10 protein-coding genes are annotated in these 17,303 nt (G+C 36.8%); 8 read left to right on the plus strand and 2 right to left on the minus strand.

Annotation, left to right across the window (positions count from 1 at the left end):
- Nucleotides 1–374 precede the first annotated feature (374 nt).
- The 4 genes from IPK35_08535 (at nt 375) to IPK35_08550 (ending at nt 5,690) form a co-directional block, all read left to right on the plus strand.
- Nucleotides 375–1,445 (plus strand): diguanylate cyclase, encoded by a 1,071-nt coding sequence (locus tag IPK35_08535; GenBank protein ID MBK8053301.1) that lies wholly within the window; start codon nt 375–377, stop codon nt 1,443–1,445.
- 50 nt (nt 1,446–1,495) lie between these two features.
- Nucleotides 1,496–2,581 carry a hypothetical protein gene (locus tag IPK35_08540; protein MBK8053302.1) on the plus strand — a complete coding sequence of 362 codons (1,086 nt, stop codon included), beginning with the start codon at nt 1,496–1,498 and terminating at the stop codon, nt 2,579–2,581.
- A 923-nt stretch (nt 2,582–3,504) separates the two neighbouring features.
- Nucleotides 3,505–4,110, plus strand: coding sequence for a hypothetical protein (locus tag IPK35_08545; GenBank protein ID MBK8053303.1), 606 nt, complete (start codon nt 3,505–3,507; stop codon nt 4,108–4,110).
- 92 nt (nt 4,111–4,202) lie between these two features.
- A complete protein-coding gene (locus tag IPK35_08550) occupies nt 4,203–5,690 on the plus strand; it encodes a DoxX family protein (GenBank protein MBK8053304.1) in 1,488 nt (495 codons plus the stop codon).
- Between the two features lie 217 nt (nt 5,691–5,907).
- Here IPK35_08550 and IPK35_08555 read toward each other — a convergent pair whose 3' ends face one another.
- Complete coding sequence (locus tag IPK35_08555) at nt 5,908–6,759, minus strand: ChaN family lipoprotein (GenBank protein ID MBK8053305.1); 852 nt, start codon at nt 6,757–6,759, stop codon at nt 5,908–5,910.
- A 733-nt stretch (nt 6,760–7,492) separates the two neighbouring features.
- Between IPK35_08555 and IPK35_08560 the strand changes: the two genes are divergently transcribed.
- Together IPK35_08560 and IPK35_08565 are read left to right on the plus strand one after the other, a co-directional pair.
- Nucleotides 7,493–9,775, plus strand: coding sequence for a TonB-dependent receptor (locus IPK35_08560; GenBank protein ID MBK8053306.1), 2,283 nt, complete (start codon nt 7,493–7,495; stop codon nt 9,773–9,775).
- A 25-nt stretch (nt 9,776–9,800) separates the two neighbouring features.
- The gene (locus tag IPK35_08565; GenBank protein ID MBK8053307.1) at nt 9,801–10,361 is read left to right on the plus strand and encodes a hypothetical protein; all 561 of its coding nucleotides are present in this window, start codon (nt 9,801–9,803) and stop codon (nt 10,359–10,361) included.
- 102 nt (nt 10,362–10,463) lie between these two features.
- Here the strand turns inward: IPK35_08565 and IPK35_08570 are convergent, their stop codons facing one another.
- Entirely contained in the window at nt 10,464–11,909 is a 1,446-nt protein-coding gene (locus IPK35_08570; GenBank protein ID MBK8053308.1) for an OmpA family protein, read from the minus strand.
- A 1,079-nt stretch (nt 11,910–12,988) separates the two neighbouring features.
- Between IPK35_08570 and IPK35_08575 the strand changes: the two genes are divergently transcribed.
- Nucleotides 12,989–15,673 carry a hypothetical protein gene (locus IPK35_08575; GenBank protein MBK8053309.1) on the plus strand — a complete coding sequence of 895 codons (2,685 nt, stop codon included), beginning with the start codon at nt 12,989–12,991 and terminating at the stop codon, nt 15,671–15,673.
- A 699-nt stretch (nt 15,674–16,372) separates the two neighbouring features.
- Nucleotides 16,373–17,008 carry a transposase gene (locus IPK35_08580; protein ID MBK8053310.1) on the plus strand — a complete coding sequence of 212 codons (636 nt, stop codon included), beginning with the start codon at nt 16,373–16,375 and terminating at the stop codon, nt 17,006–17,008.
- Nucleotides 17,009–17,303 lie beyond the last annotated feature (295 nt).

The raw sequence follows: 17,303 nt of genomic DNA on the forward strand, positions 1-17,303 counted from the left end.
GACATTTTAATTTAATTCTCACTAATTTTAAATAATGTTAATGAACGTATTTGCTGTCATTCAATTTCAAAAATACTATCTATCTTTGCTACTTTTCTTACTAGTTCCAATCAGTTTAATTTCCCAAAAAAGAAGCAGCGACAATGGGGATGGCACCTTTACCAATCCTGTGATTCCTATAATATAAGGAGTATTCATGGGTTACTGGTGGTACATTATGGACATACGAAAAGACATTTGCGTCAAATCATAAAACTAAAATCGCAATCAAATTATCTAAAATGAATACAAAAAAGAAAATACATTGAACCCATGTTTTGAATAAATATGCTGATCTATCAAGACGGCATTCCACAAGGCCAAACCGGACTCTGATGCATAACAAAAATATGATTAATAAAATGAAAATAATTTATCTAATTGCTTTACTTTCATTTAATTATTCTTGTAATAAGGACAAAAAATATAATGAACAAAATATTCAAAACGAAACATCTCTTGAAAATACCTCCGATCCTTTAAAGTTCACAAAAGGCTTGCGTTCAATTTGTCAAGACAGTAGAGGAAATTATTGGATTGGAAGCGACCAAGAGGGCGTATGTAAATATGATGGAAAGACATTTTCATATTATACCACCGAAAATGGATTTTGCGGCAAACAGGTAATTTCGATTAAAGAAGATGCAACAGGAACCATTTGGTTCGGCACAAGCAGTGGTTTGTGTAATTATGACGGTGAGAAATTTAATTCAAACTTTAATCCAACCGAGATGAAGCCTTGGACAACCAACAAAACAGACTTATGGTTTCCTGGAAATAATGGTCAAGGTCTTATCAAAATTGGCAAAGAGTTTAGTTACACCACAAAAAATCCAATTGAAATCCCATTAAACGGTAATCCCGTTGATTTTGGAATTACAGGGTTCTCTGTAGGTAAAATGAATGACTTATGGATAGCATACTACAACGGTGTTGCTCATTATGATGGGAAATCCATACAATATATCAACGATAGCAAAATGAATTTTGATGGAAAATCAAATTATATGCACGTAAGAAGTATATTGGAAGATTCCAAAGGTCGATTATGGATTGGAAATAACGGAATTGGAGTAATGTTAAAAGAAGGAAATGTTATAACCCATTTCTCTGATAAAAAAGATTTGATAAAGGGAGAAATATTTGGTGTCAAATCACCAGAACGATCATTAATGCATGTTTTTGCGATAAAAGAAGATTCAGAAGGGAATATTTGGTTTGGAGATAGAGATACAGGAGCTTGGAGATATGATGGAAAGGAAGTTAAGAATTTTATAGTTGACCCAAAGCTGCATTCGCAACATATCTGGGATATATATGAGGATAAAAAAGGTAATTTGCTTTTTGTTATGGCAGAAAATAGCGTTTATAAATTTAATATCGATGGGTTTAGTAAGTTTTTTTAAAATTTATGGCGTCTAAAAATTTGTTCAGCTTAACATTAATCACAATGAATATGACCATACTTTATTTAATCGTCATCACAGTATTTACATCGTGTAATGGGCAGACCAATTCGCAGAACGTAAATTCAGTAAAACCAAATGAACATCTTGTAACAGATGGTACTAAAAATGAAATAGGGAACAACATAATGGTTATTCATCAGGACAGAGAAAATAATTATTGGTTTGGCAGTTGGAAAGACGGATTATATAAGTATGATGGGAAGTCAATAGTTCATTTTACATCTAAAGACGGTTTACCAGACAACAGAGTTGAAGAAATAAGAGAAGATAAGCTGGGGAACGTTTATTTCAATACAAGCAAAGGTTTATGTATATATAGTGGAAATGGATTTTCTAAATTGACAGAAACCATAAGTAATGAGAATGATTGGGATTTACATCCTGATGACCTATGGTTCAAAAGCTTGGATCATCCGGGCTATGTTTATCGGTTTGACGGTAATCATCTTTTCAGATTGAAGTTTCCAAAATCAGAACTTGGAGAAGACTATATTCAAAAGCATCCAAATTATCCTAATCCTTACGCCATTTATTGCATTTACAAAGACAGCAAGAAAAACATTTGGTTTGGCACTGCAACTTTGGGTGTTTGCCGATATAATGGAAAATCATTTGACTGGATTTCAGAACAAGACCTAACAGAGATTCACGAAGGACCAGCCAATGGTGTTCGTTCGATTGCTGAAGATAAGAATGGATATTTTTGGTTCAACACAGAATATCTGTATAGCGTTTACCACAAAAAGACATCATCAAAAAACGACACCAACAATTCAACCTTTTACAATCGTATAAAAAGTATAGGTTGTCTAGACGGTAAAAAGGACGGTGATTTAAACGAGTTTCTATCAATCATTATAGACAACAGTAACAACTTATGGATTGCGATTTATGTAAACGGTGTTTGGAAGTATGACGGTGAAAAGATTAGACACTTTCCAATTCAAATTAATGGAAAAAATATTCCTGTTTATTGCCTGTACAAAGACAACAAAGGAGATATCTGGCTTGGCACACATGAAAACGGTACATTTAAGTTTAACGGACAAACCTTTGAAAAATTCACACTATGACGGACTAAATAAGTGTTGCCGATAACCTATTTTGGTAATATAATTTTTAACAAATATGCCAGTCAAAATGACACTTTGATTTATATTGAAATAATTTCGAAAAAGGCATAAATATAATTAATAAAATTCAGCCAAGTGTTTGGAATACAGCGATTAAGAGTTTAAATTTTTATGTTTGGTTGAAAGTGAGAAAATTTAATTTTAGACAAAATGACTGAATGGTCTCGTCTGTGACGAGAATTGAGTAAAATACTTTACTCAATAAAGCGCTGCACTGAACTAAGTCGAAGTGTGAAGGAACTGCGAGAAGCTGCCCGCAGCGAATACTGAATATAGTCGGTCAAGTCGATTTTTTAAAAAAATGTCATGATCGGGACAAAAACGTCCCGAAAGCTCAATCATAGCGTGACACGGTACGGTGAAAACAATAACGCTGACTAAAATAAAGTTTGCCACTTGGAGCCAAATAATAAAAGTTTAAACATACTCTAATGACATCAGTAGAAAACTTGAGCATAATATTAACAAAGTTAAAAGATAAAATATCTGCAAGAAGCAGATATCAATAATATGCTCTTTTTATGATACCTAAAAATCGAAAATGAATTTCCTATTGCAGACCAAAATTACTGCATTCTGACCTATGAAACAAGATGACCATGCCGTCAGGTGTGCTGACGGTTCCTTCACTAAATTGAGCTCCCACTCAATTTTGCAGTCGCACCGTTCAGTCATGCACCATAGCGATGCTATGATTTGTCGTCAAAAATGCTTATTTTATTGGACTTTTGATCTTCATTACGGAACTCATTTTAGATATTTAGGTAATATTTATTTTTGATTTATAGATAATATTATTGGTAAAATATATAATAATAAGTATATATATAATATCTTTGCATGTGTTAATATAATGAAGTAACATGTCTGAAGATAGCAAACCTGTGATCTTTGATGCAAAAACTGCCCGATTAATGGATATCATTTCTGAAACAGAAAAACAATTTGGAAATCAAATAAGCCCTACACCAGGAGAAGTCAAGCGTCTGGAGTTGATAAGGAAAATGAAGCAGGATACTGATAAAAAGGAGTACATGATCATGTTCAATATCCTGATGATTGGTTTATCGTTGATATCACTCATCCATTTTTCAATGTATGGTGCCATTATTTCTTTGGTATGTGTTATGTTTTGTCTGATATATTTTGTATTCATCCGCAAGAGGCTCACCACCGCTACTTTGCGACTTTCTGAATATAAAAACAATTTTGACCGATACTTGTGGGAAGGATTTTATCTTAAAGAGATGAGATATTCGGCGGTTAAACTTGCCTATTTTCTCTTTTTTCCATTTTTCACGGTTTTTTTAGTGGATTTAATCAGAGGTATAGAAAATAATACAGCCATGTGGATCGCTGTTATGATCGCAGCGATACTCAGTACTGTAGGATGGTGGATCTATTTCAGAGATGATCATGAATCTTTGAAGAAGTTAGAATCAGATTTAAAATCACTTGAATATATATAAACACGCCATAGATTAAGGAAATCGAATTGGTAAACACATTTCAAATCCGCATATAGTCAATAAGAATAAGTCAAATATTTAAAAGAAAAAAAATGAGTATTTTCACATTAATGATTTATATAGCTATCGCAGCAGTACTTCTAACCACAGGCATGATGTATGTAATGAAAAAAAATAAGTCTGTCCTTATGAGTTTTGTACAAAATTTTGCGGGATTGTTATTTATTTTTTCCGGATGGGTAAAAGCTGTAGACCCGATGGGAACAGCTATCAAAATGGAAGACTATTTTGTTGAGTTCAATGCTGCATTTACAGAGTCAGCCTTCAGTTTTTTGGCACCTTTGTTTCCATTTTTGTCTCAGCATTCTCTAGCCGTGGCTATTTTTATGATCATCTTTGAGATAGTGCTGGGTGTCATGCTCATATTGGGGGACAGACCAAAATTGACTGCCTGGTTGTTTTTTTTATTAGTGATTTTCTTTACTATTTTGACAGGTTATACTTATCTGACAGGATTTGTACCATTAGACACCACATTTTTCAAATTTGGTAATTGGACAGAGTTCAAAGCTACCAATATGCGTGTGACAGATTGCGGTTGTTTCGGAGACTTTATAAAGCTTGATCCGAGGGTGAGTTTTTTTAAAGATATATTTTTACTGATGCCCTCACTATATTTTATTTTCAGGTGGAAAGATATGCATCAGATATTTACTGCAAGAAGGAGAAATATAGTACTATTGGTATCTACCATATTCCTCATCCTGTATTGTGTGTATAATTTCCACTGGAATGAACCTCATGTTGACTTCCGACCATTTAAAAATGGTGCCAATATTGCTGCTATCAAGAAGACAGAAACGGATGCTGCCAATGCTGTGCAAGTCATAGCCCAGCGGATGAAAAATAAAAAAACAGGGGAAATCAAAGATTTTGCTTATGCGGACTATATGAAAAATCTGGCTACCATCACTGAAGAATGGGAAACTATTGAACAGTTAAAAACGGAGCCAACGATCAAAGAAACCAAAATAAGTCATTTTCATATCATGGACTTTGATAGTGATGACAAGACAGATTTGTATTTGGCCAATGCTGATCCCCATATCATGATACCCATCTACAAAGCAGAATATGAAGCGATACCTTCCATTAAGATAGTAAAGGATTCTATCTTCACTTTTGATACGATTCAGGTGATAGGTGTGGTAGATAGTTTCCAGGTAGTCCGAAATTTTAAGGAAGTTCGTACCAGAGAAGTGGAGTATTACAAAATTATCTGGGATCAGGATTTGCTCGATATTCTGAACAGTAAGATCAAACCATTGGTTGAGCAGGCTGCAAAAGATAAAGTCAAGTCTTCATTTGTGATCAGTGGAATAGATGCTGAAAAAGCGCAAACATTATCTGAAGCCACAGGAATCAAAGCAGACATATACACCGCAGATGAAAAACTGCTAAAAACCATCATGCGCTCTAATCCGGGAATCATACTGTGGCAAAATGGTGTCCTGTTGCAAAAATGGCATTATAAAAAGCTACCTGAATGGCAGGCTATAAGAGCAGGATTTTTAAAGTGACATTCCTTGAAACTTTAACCTACTCTAAGTTTTATCTGCTTGATTGGTAACTATTTAGGTATATGCTTTCAAATCACAAAAATCAGTTAATTTTTCGTCAGATGAAGCTACTTTTTGAGTTAATAGCAGCGCTATTGACGAAAAAAGAGCTGAAATATCACGGAAAATTAACATTTTTTGATTGAAATTGATCATAACTAAATAGTTACCTTAATTGTTAATAAGTTTTGGTCATTTGTTTGTCAATGACTAAGATAAAGTCAGCTTTTTTTAAATGTTCTTTGTCCAAGGATTTTAGCTGACTTTGCTCTACAGTGGCTATGGTCATGATTTTGACTGTAGGCATGTAGTGCTTTAGATACCAGCTAATTCCCTCATAATTGTCCGAATGATATGTCCCATTAAAATGTAAAAATACACCCGGTGAAGGCAGATTATTAATGATAAAATGTGCCATAGTGGCATCTTTAATTGCTTGTGCTTTGGGCATTTTTTCGCCGGCATGACCGCCCATCATCTCCAGCATACTTTTATAACCGGGCAAATTGATATCAAAAGGAATGGGCAAAGGAGCAATCCAGCTTTTTTCTTCCATGGTGAGCGAATCTAATCCGGCAAAATCTCCTCTGAATACCTTACTTGCATAGCGTCTTGGAATGTTTGCAGCGATGAAGGGTAATTTATTGTCTTTGGCAAAATCTACAAGTGGCTTGTAGTCAGTCTTATAATTACTCCAAAGTCTTGCCAAAGAATCTAATGCTTTTTGGTCAATCTTTCCGGTCAGATATTGATTGAGAACTTGTTGGTTGTCAGTTTCTATCATTTCAGCTCCGAGTACCAATTTGGTTTTATTGTGAAGTGCTTCAGTCAGCTTGAGTTGCATCCAGTGACAAATCGGATTGTTATGATATTCGCCAAACAAAACTACCTGATGCTTCAGGGATTGTTGAGTCATTTTTTTGAAAGAAGTTCTTTTACCCTTAGCACTAAATAACTGATAAGCAGGCAAATCCTGACCAGTCATTTGCAAAGTCAAAAGTATCATGAAGAAGGAAAAAATGATTCTCATTTGTTGGTTTTTAATGTGTGAGGTCAGAAATTTATTGGCCTTCCCTGGCAATACAAATTATAGTTCTGAATTTAAAGTGCAAATATAAAAACTTAAGTTGAATATTTTTGGTGATACCATCATATAGTGAATATATTGAGTTGCACCAACTAGTAAAAGCCCTTCTTTATCCCTGGCCGGCGTGCCTTTTCAGCTCGATCCCTAAAGAGTTGTCAAGTTACGCTTGAGACTACCCACATCTTCTTCTTACCAAAGTTCTGCGCTCCGCTCAATATGTTTACATTTCAAATTATTTTATACGCTAATTAACCCTAATTTCGCTAATTATTCATTTTTTAAATTTTAAAGCGATGAGAGCCCAAAGTATGGAAGATCGTGGGTGGGTCGTCCCTTTAGGGAATGAGGGTTGCGGGAAGAGAATATAGGAATTTTCTTTGTCCTCTAGGGATTGGGCCTGCCTGCGTGCCTTGACAGGCAGGGTTATTACAGCATATCTCTTCATTATGTTTATTCTAATTAATTAGCACTTATGGCTTAAAACATTTGTTAATAGCATTAAGCGCAATTTGCTATACACGCGTATCACATAGTGAATAAAGCGAATGGCGTAAAGTAGCAAAAGCATAATAATCTTTGGTAAGCAAACTTTCTATCACATAAATGCAACAATGTTGCACAAAATGACTACTTTTGCAGAATGTATCCGATTTACTATCGAATTTGTACTTTTTTTGTGGCCATTTTCTTTTACTCAACCACAACAATAAGTCAATCTTGCGACCTTACAGTAAAAGGCCAGATTAGTGATTTTCATGAAGACCATACACTGGAATATGCAACGGTTTATATTCAGGAACTCAAAACAGGGGTTACAACAGATGAAACGGGCAAATTTGAGCTAAATCAACTTTGCAAGGGAGAGTACCATTTTATCATATCTCATATAGGGTGTGCCTCCAAAACGATTTACTTTAGTCTTCAGCGGGATACAACTATTCAGGTTTTTATGGAGCATCATGATGAACTATTGGAAGAAGTAATTATAGAAGGTACCGGGTTTCAAAACAAAACAGGTTTAGTAAAATCAGTCATTTCTAAAGATATGATCATCGAAATGTCGGGTCAAAACCTAACAGAAATGCTGAGAACTATACCTGGTGTAAGTATCTTAAGATCAGGACCCAATCTGACTAAACCCATTATAAACGGACTTTATGGCAATCGTATCACAGTCCTGAATCATGGATTGCCGCAGGAGGGCCAGCAATGGGGCAATGATCATGCACCGGAAATTGATCCCAATACAGCAGATAAAATTTCGGTTTACAAAGGCAGCAATGCTATAAAATATGGACTTTCTACATTAGGTGGACTCGTAGTCATCGAGCCTGATGATCTGAGTTATGATCCACACTGGCATGGTGATATGAAAATCACAGGACAAACCAATGGAAGAAGTTATGGTTTGCAGACTGCTTTGCGCAAATCTACTGCATGGGGTAATACCAGATGGACGGCAGGATTTACCAATAGTGGTGACAGACATACACCAGATTACTATCTGACCAATACAGGTAACAAAGAAAAATCTGTATCCTTGCTTTGGAGCAATAGTCAGACTTCCCGAGCATACCGAAAGTTTTATTATAGTTTTTACCAAAATGAAATCGGCATATTGCGCGGCTCACATATCGGAAACCTCACTGATCTTCAGGACGCCATAGGACGCAATGTACCCTTTTTTACACAGGATAGTTTTAGTTATGCCATCAATGCACCAAGACAAAATGTAAGACATCATCTTGCAAAATACAGTCAAAAATATTTCATGTCTGAATCCCTGATCCTGAATATAGATGCAGGATTTCAAGCCAATCTGCGACAGGAATATGATGTGCGAAGAGGAGGGAGAAGTGATAGACCTACGCTGGATTTAGTATTATTGAGTCAGTTTTATGATGTACAGCTTACCCACCAGGGCTCCAATCCGGGTGAAGTACAATCTGCAGGTATTCAGTATAAAATCAATGATAACTCCAATCAGGCAGGTACCGGTATCAATCCTTTGATTCCCAATTATTTAAATCATCAACTAGCCTCTTATTTTATTTATAAAAACAAATGGAAATCTGTACTTTGGGAATTGGGTGTCAGGGCAGAATATCGGGATTATCAGATTTACAGATCAGAAAATACAGGAGGATATGCCCGTCATCATTTTTTTAATATGGCTGGAAATCTTGGCTTTAAACAAAATATCAACAAAGACATATCTGCCACTCTTGATATATCGTACACCGGAAGACCCCCTGAAATCAATGAACTTTATAGTTTTGGCCTACATCAGGGAGTAAGTGGTATAGAAGAGGGTAATCCTGGTTTACAACCTGAACATTCGTTCAAAATAGTCCAGGAATGGAATGGTCACCTTACACACCATCATCATGTCCAGATGTCTGTGTTCTATAATACATTCCGGAATTTTATTTATCTCCAACCTTCAGATGAATTCAGATTGACGATCAGAGGTGCATTTCCGGTATATAGATACGTGGCTGCAAATGCAGATATTGCAGGTCTAAGCTTTAAGTCCAATCTGGAAATAAATAAAAACCTTCTGTGGAGCAATACTTTCAATTATACATACGGACAAAACCAGACCATGGGTCATGGATTGATCAGAATTCCGCCGCTGAATGCAGTCTCAAATATTTCATACACCATCAGTAAATCTGCATGGTTTGAAGAAATGAAGCTGGGAACAGAAATCAGTTATACAGCTATGCAAAATAGGGTCAATGAAAAAGAAGATTTCCTTCTACCGCCGGACAGTTATGTGCTTTTTAATGGATTTCTAAAAATGAAATGGAAGACCAATTCAAAAAATGATATCGATCTCGTCATAAGAGGTGAAAACCTTTTGGAAAAAAGCTATCGCGATTACTTGAACAGATTAAGGTATTTTGCTGACGAATTAGGAAGGAATATTTATGTAAATATTAATATCAAATTTTAATTTTTTAATAATTTAATACAATATCATGAAAAAGTTTTTTTTATTAAGCATGGCTTTGATAAGCATCGGATTTAACTCTTGCGGTGATGATCACGATCATGAAAATGAATCAGAACTTATCACCTCAGTGGTGTACACTTTAACTCCATCTTCAGGAGTACCCGTAGTGATGACATTCAAGGATATCGATGGTGATGGTGGCAAAGCACCGGTCATCACCACATCAGGTAGTCTGAAATCTACCGAAACTTACAATGGAAGTTTGGTCTTACTCAATGAATCAGTTAGTCCTGCGGTAGATATTACAAAGGAAATAAATGCGGAAGACGAAGCTCACCAGTTTTTCTTTGAAGTAACCGGAGCTCTTCAAGGGAAGGTGGCCATCACTTATGAAGACAAGGATAGCCAAAACAATCCTGTAGGCTTAAAAACCAAAGTAAAACCTTCCGGTACCGGAACAGGTAAGTTGAAAATCACGCTCAGGCATGAACCAAACAAAAAAGCATCAGGTGTAGCAAGCGGAAGTATTGCCAATGCCGGCGGCGAAACTGATATCGAAGTAAGTTTTGATATAGAGGTGAAGTAGTGATAGAAGACGAATATTAGATCTGAAGCACTACAATACCAAATAAAAAGCATCTCCCAATTTTAAAAAGGAGATGCTTTTTTAAAGCAGATAATTTCTGAATTACTGCCTTGGTATAAGGTTAAACTCCACCCGTCTGTTCAGAGATCTGCCTTTTTCATTTACATTGGTAGTGATAGGCCGCGATTCTCCATATCCTGTGGAACTGATTCTGGTAGCATTTACTCCTTTATTTACTAAGAAATCATAGCAGGCTTTGGCACGTTTTTCAGATAAAATCTGGTTGGCAGATTCGCTGCCTACATTGTCAGTATGGCCACTTATCGTCATCACAAAATCCGGATATCTACCCATGATATCAGCGATTTGCGACAAAACGATATTGGATTCAGGTTTCAATACAGCACTTCCTGTTTGGAACTGTACTGCCTGCATAGCTACCTCAAGTGTCTTTTTATCTTCTTTGGTGATTTCTGGACAACCATCATTGGCAACCGTACCAGCAATATTGGGGCATTTGTCCCGACTGTCATCGATGCCATCACCATCTGTGTCGGGGCATCCATAATAAATTTTAAGCCCTGGTCTATCCGGGCATTTGTCGTCTTTGTCGGCTACACCATCCCCATCTTTGTCAGGACAGCCTCCTGCTGCAGCACTTCCGCTGTCATTGGGACATTTATCTTCGCTATCCGGGATACCATCGCCATCAGCATCAGCCTTTTTTTCAGGACATCCTTTATTTTTAGCCACTCCGGCTATATTGGGGCATACGTCTTCATTGTCCGGAATGCCATCACCATCGCTATCCGGACATCCTTTAAATTCTTTAAGTCCTTTTGATTCAGGGCATTTATCTTCGTAATCTGCAACACCATCCCCATCTTTGTCGGGGCATCCATTCAATTCTTTAAGACCGAATTCATTTGGGCAAAGATCCAGATCATCACTTATACCATCGTTATCACTGTCGATTTTTGTCATTTTATCTTTTTCATTGTCGGTAGGACTTTCCGGAGATTTTCCAAGCAGATATGTAAAACCTAAACCATGTTGCAGATTGTTTCTGTTTTCAGCCAAAGAATATCTGAATTCTGACTGCCAGTGAAAATACGCTTTAGGAGCTATTCTGAAATATATACCTAAGCCTGCCGGTATCTGAACATTAAATTCTCCTTTGTCCTCATACACACCGCCTGCACCTGCAAATACATAAGGCGTCAATCTTTTGCCGGAGGTCTCAAATCGATACTGAAACTGCGCATCCAGACTGGCAATTCTTTTTTTGAAATCATTGATCGAATCCGAATTCACTACTCCATATCTCAATGGAATAGCAATAGCCACATTATTGGACAGCATTCTTTGATATCCGATCTCGTATCCATGGCGATAATCCTTGAAGTTGGTTATATTTCCACCATTCTGAGACTGATAGTCCATAAATAGTTTTTTGAAAGTAACACCTGATTTATTTGCAGGATTTTGGCCGAATGCCCACCCTACGGAGCATACCAAAAAAAGAAGAGCTTTAAAAAAATTTCCCATAATTTATGATTCTTATGTATAGATATCTATATGAGATGCAAAAATACATAATAATATTATATAATATATAATTTCTTATTAATATTTTCTAAATTCTAACTTTCTTGCAATAAAATGTATAATTTATTTTTAAAAATTTAGTGAATACAAAAAATTTAGTTTTGTACAATGTAAATGAATGGTCTAGTCTCGTTAGAGAAACGAGCAAATTGCATTAAACAATAAATCTATTGTTCAAAGTCTATGACTTTTGGAGTTTTAAAGTAAGACTTTGACAAACGGAGTTGGATTTTCTGGCTTGCCTGCCGATTACGGATGGGATGGAGTAAAATAAACTCCTTTGTCCTCCTTGAGGGTAAGTGTAAAACAAAAAGTAATTTTTTTTGGAGTGCAAATTTGGGATGCACCCATAATATTTTTGTATATCAGTGTTGCATGTCTTACTTGTACAGTAAGAATCTTTCATATTTTGTATCAAAGCAGACAAAAAAGTGTAAGCTAAACAGCAGATTAACAAAGTAATATAAATAATTAAATTTTCATTTATTTTATCTTTGACCTTTCAGAGTGGCCTCATTTGAAAAATATTTTTAATTTTTTAATAAAAACACATTATTTAAATAATTAATATGTATCTTTGCAAAAAATAGTGTTATAGGATGTGTTTATATATTAAAACTGATTTGAAAAACTTAATTTAAAGTAGATCATACTTTTCAGGCGAGGGAGGATGTTAAAGCATCTGGACTAAGGTGAAAAGGGTGGTAGGTTTAAAACAAAATTGCTACTGCTATATCAGTGATAAATTAAGATACATACCTTAGGATATTCCAACCATTAGAATGATATTATTTTAGGAAAGACCAACGGGTCATATTTCTTAATTATTAATACAGGTGTATTATGCGTAAGTTTATTCAGTTTTGTTTTTGTGGTGTATTCGCCATTTCTTTTCATCACGGTATTGCTCAAAAACGTGATCTTAATTTTAAGCAGGTAGAAAAAAAGTCGCTCAACTTGATGAAGTTTTTTCCAGATGCAAGGTCTTTGAGTTTAATGCAGCTGATTTTTATAATCAGATGACAACCCAGAGATCTCTTTCAGGCGAATATACTATTTCATTAGGAGATGATTTGTTATGGAAGTTCCATCTGGAAGAAGTACATATCATTAACGAAGAGACAACAATATATACTTTGTTGCCTGAGGGTAAACAAAAGTTAGCCAAAATACCAGATGTAAAAACCTATGAAGGCACTTTTGCTGATGGGCGACAGGGATATATAAGATTGACACTGCATGATGACTTTCTTTATGCCAACATTAAAGATGAACGTGCAGAATATTTTATAGAGCCCATGAAGTATTATGATAAAACTACAAGGAAAGGGGCTTTTGTTATGTACAATAAGGCAGATATTAAGCCTAAACATAAATCCAAACAGTGTTTCAGACCTGATATTAAAGAGCATGAAGTATTAAATCCTCCACAAAATGGAACAAGAATGGCCGGAGAATGCTATAAAGTGAAATTAGCATTATTGGCAGATTATTCAATGTATACAGATATTTCACATAGTGGATTGGATGCTGTGATAGACCATGTAGTGGGTGTTATGAATAATGTACAGGCAAACTATGTATATAATGGAAGTGTCAATTTTTCAAATGGGATTAACTATGAAATCAGCGAAATTGTGGTTTCTACATGTCCAACTTGTGACCCTATCTCTTCGACTCAAAATCCTTCTGCATTGCTTACTGAATTTTCGTCTTGGGTAGATATGAATGGATTTTACCATCCTTTTCATGCAGCACATTTCTGGACCAACCGTGATTTTGTAGGTACTACCGTTGGTGTCGCATTCCAGCAGGGTAACTTGTATTGTAATCAAAGAGCAAGAGCCGTACTAGAAGACTGGACAAGCAATGCAGGACTTCTGAAAACAATGGTGGCCCATGAGGTGGCGCACAATTTTAACGGAGCCCATGATGCTGCTACAGGGATGATTTTGTCACCCACTGTTACCACTACTGATACTTGGAGCAGTGCTTCCAAGACTACCATTTCCGGAGAAATCACAAGTCAGGCATCGTGCCTGACATTATGTGCACCTCCAGATTGTGAAAGACTCGAAAATGTGGTATTAAGCAATGTGACAACTTCCGGATTTGATCTCAGTTGGGATCATAAGCCTTTTCAGTTATATACTATAAAAGTGAGAGAATCAGGAAATGAAAATTTTATCCTTGAGCAAACCACCATCAATAACTCCCTTACTATTAGTCCTCAGGGTTTTGAAATCTGTAAAACTTACGAAGCCTTTGTATATAACAATTGTGGTGCTCAAGGTCTGAGTGCCCCCCAGATTGCTGTATTTAAGGGATTGACTTCTCAGGGTTGTGCTGAATTTACAGCGAGTAAAAGAGCTGCATGGTCAGGTGTCAACATCGGCTTTATCAACAATTCACTCAACGCTAACCAGTATAATTGGAATCTGGGAAATGGACAAACATCCACCCTGCAATCACCATCAACATCCTATAGTGCTCATGGCAAATATGATGTATCTCTCACTGTAAATGGTGGTAGCCACACCAAGATAAAAGATGATATGGTCCACATATTGCCAAATAGGAATACACCCTATACGCTCACCCAAGGTGGAAATTTTGAATCCAATGACTTAGATTTTGGTGTTGATCAGGTAGAAGGCACCACCAGTCTTTGGGAGTATGGGACATCAAATTATGTATTATCTACTCAAGGTAAGGCATGGAAAACCAAATTGAATAGTGATATACCGAGAGTCACTACAAAAAGTGCCCTTCTTACCCCAAGATATATTTTTACAAATTTTACTAATTACAACCTTAGTTTTGATTTGAGTATGGAAACTGTTTTTTGCAATGCTCCTTTTGCTGTCCAGTTACAGTACTCAACAGACAATGGAACCAATTGGACAAGACTTGGCGGCAACAGTTTTTATGACGCATATCCGGGTGGTTTCTGTAGTGTACAATCGCAGGTTTTTTCAGATGGTTACGGTTGGACATATACTCAGCAATACAGCACTAAATCTATAGATGTGAGTTTCCTATCAGGTCAGCCATCCGTTGTTTTCAGATTTGTAGCCTCCATTGCCGGCAGTTTTACAGGTGGATATGCCATTGATGGTGCTTTGATTGACAATTTTCAGATCACAGCTACAGGTGCGGTACCATTACCTTTGGATGTCAATAGTCTCAAGGGAAAAAAGGTAGAAAATAGTTCTTTCCTTGAGTGGTCATCTACGATCACAAACCATGATATCGAGCAGTTTTTTATATATCGGACAGTAGGAAATAATATTGAGTTTACTGAAATAGGAAAACTGGATGTAAGTCATTCTCAAAAAAATGATTTCACTTTTATTGATCAAAATCCTGTACCAGGCACTAATTTCTACAAAGTAGGCGCACGGAGCTATGACGGTAAAATGACCTATTCAAACATCATAAAAGTATTACATGCCGGTACATCAACGATAGAAGTATTTCCAAATCCCGGCCTTAAGGGTGAGAGTGTACGGCTTCTTATAAAGGACGATGCCGAAGTCACCCAAATTCAGATATCGGATGTTTTGAGCAGGAAAATTGACTCCAATTTGTATCATTTTGACAAAAATAACAATAGCATCACTTTCAAAAATGAAGGATTGTACGTGGCACACATTACACTCTCTGATGGTCTTACCTTAACTGCAAAGATGATAATACTTTGATAGTTTCTTCGATCTCTAGAAATCGACCACTAAGCTAAGATAAGCGAAGGCAGGTGAGCGATTTTCAATCCTTGTGCCAACCCCTTTTCACCCAAGGGTCGCCCTTCGGGACGCTCCTCAGTCGAAAAGGGGAAATCGACCACTAAGCCGACGAAGGAGGACTGGTGAGCGAATTCTACATTTGTGCCAGCTCCTTTCGCTTAAGGGTCGCCCTTCGGGACGCTCCGACGCTCCGCAGTCGAAAAAGGGACATTCGACCACTAAGCTGACAAAGGAAGACTGGTGAGCGATTTCTACATTTGTGCCGCTCTCTTTCGCTTAAGGGTCGCCCTCCGGGACGCTCCTCAGTGGAAAAAGGGCATTCGACCACTAAGCCGACGAAGGAGGACTGGTGAGCGAATTTTTATTTCCGGCACTCCTTTTCTCTTAAGGGTCGCCCTTCGGGACGCTCCTCAGTCGAAAAGGGTAAATCGACCACTAAGCCGACGAAGGAGGACTGGTGAGCGATTTTTCATTTCTGCCACTCCTTTTCGCTTAAGGGTCGCCCTTCGGGACGCTCCTCAGTCGAAAAGGGACATTCGACCACTAAGCCGACGAAGGAGGACTGGTGAGCGATTTTTTTCAAATATTCTTTTAGAAAAATTATTAATTTTTGGCCATTTTCTACAAATCCAATATTTTGCAATAAAATTTTAGTAAATGAATTTTTGGCAAGACTTTGAACCCGAAGAATTTTACCATATTTATAACAAGTCGGTGTCCGGTATTAAGTTATTTAGAGAAGACCTTGATTATCAAGTTTTTTTGACTAGATTTAATACATATTTGGGTGAATGTTTTGAAATGTATGCTTATGTACTTATGCCTAACCATTTTCATTTGCTGGTCAAAGTAAAAAGTGTCGCTGAACTGTATGATTTTGCTAAAACACAAAAAACCATAAAAAGTAAACTCTTTTTAGAGCAACAATCCAGTCTAAATGATTTTGTAATAGATCAGTTTAAAAGGTGGCTGAGTTCATATACTATTACTTATAAAAACAAATATCAACATGCCGGATCAGTATTGATGAAAAGATTCAAAAGAATACAATCAGATAGTATAGAAAAGAATATATATTGGTTGGCATACATCCACCACAACCCCATTCATCATGAGTATTGTAAAGATTATAGCCAATGGGAATATAGCTCTTATAATACTTATCTGACGACAAAACAAACAAAACTTAACAGAAGTCAAACACTGGAAAAATGGTTTTCTTCTCTTCAAGATTTTCAGCAGTATCATAGTGATTTTAAGCTTGATCAGAACATCGACCAAATCGACCACTAAGCTGAGTGCAACGAAGACTTGTGAGAGATTTCAATACTTGTGCCAGCTCTTTTCGCTTAAGGGTCGCCCTTCGGGACGCTCCTCAGTCGAAAAGGGGAAATCGACCACTAACCCGACGAAGGAAGACTGGTGAGCGATTTCTACATTTGTGCCAGATCCATTTCGCTTAAGGGTCGCCCTTCGGGACGCTCCGCAGTCGAAAAAGGGCATTCGACCACTATGCCGACGAAGGAGGGCTGGTGAGCGATTTTTCATTTCCGGCACTCCTTTTCGCTTAAGGGTCGCCCTTCGGGAC

The sequence above is a fragment of the Saprospiraceae bacterium genome, assembly GCA_016713025.1.
GTDB lineage: Bacteria > Bacteroidota > Bacteroidia > Chitinophagales > Saprospiraceae > OLB9.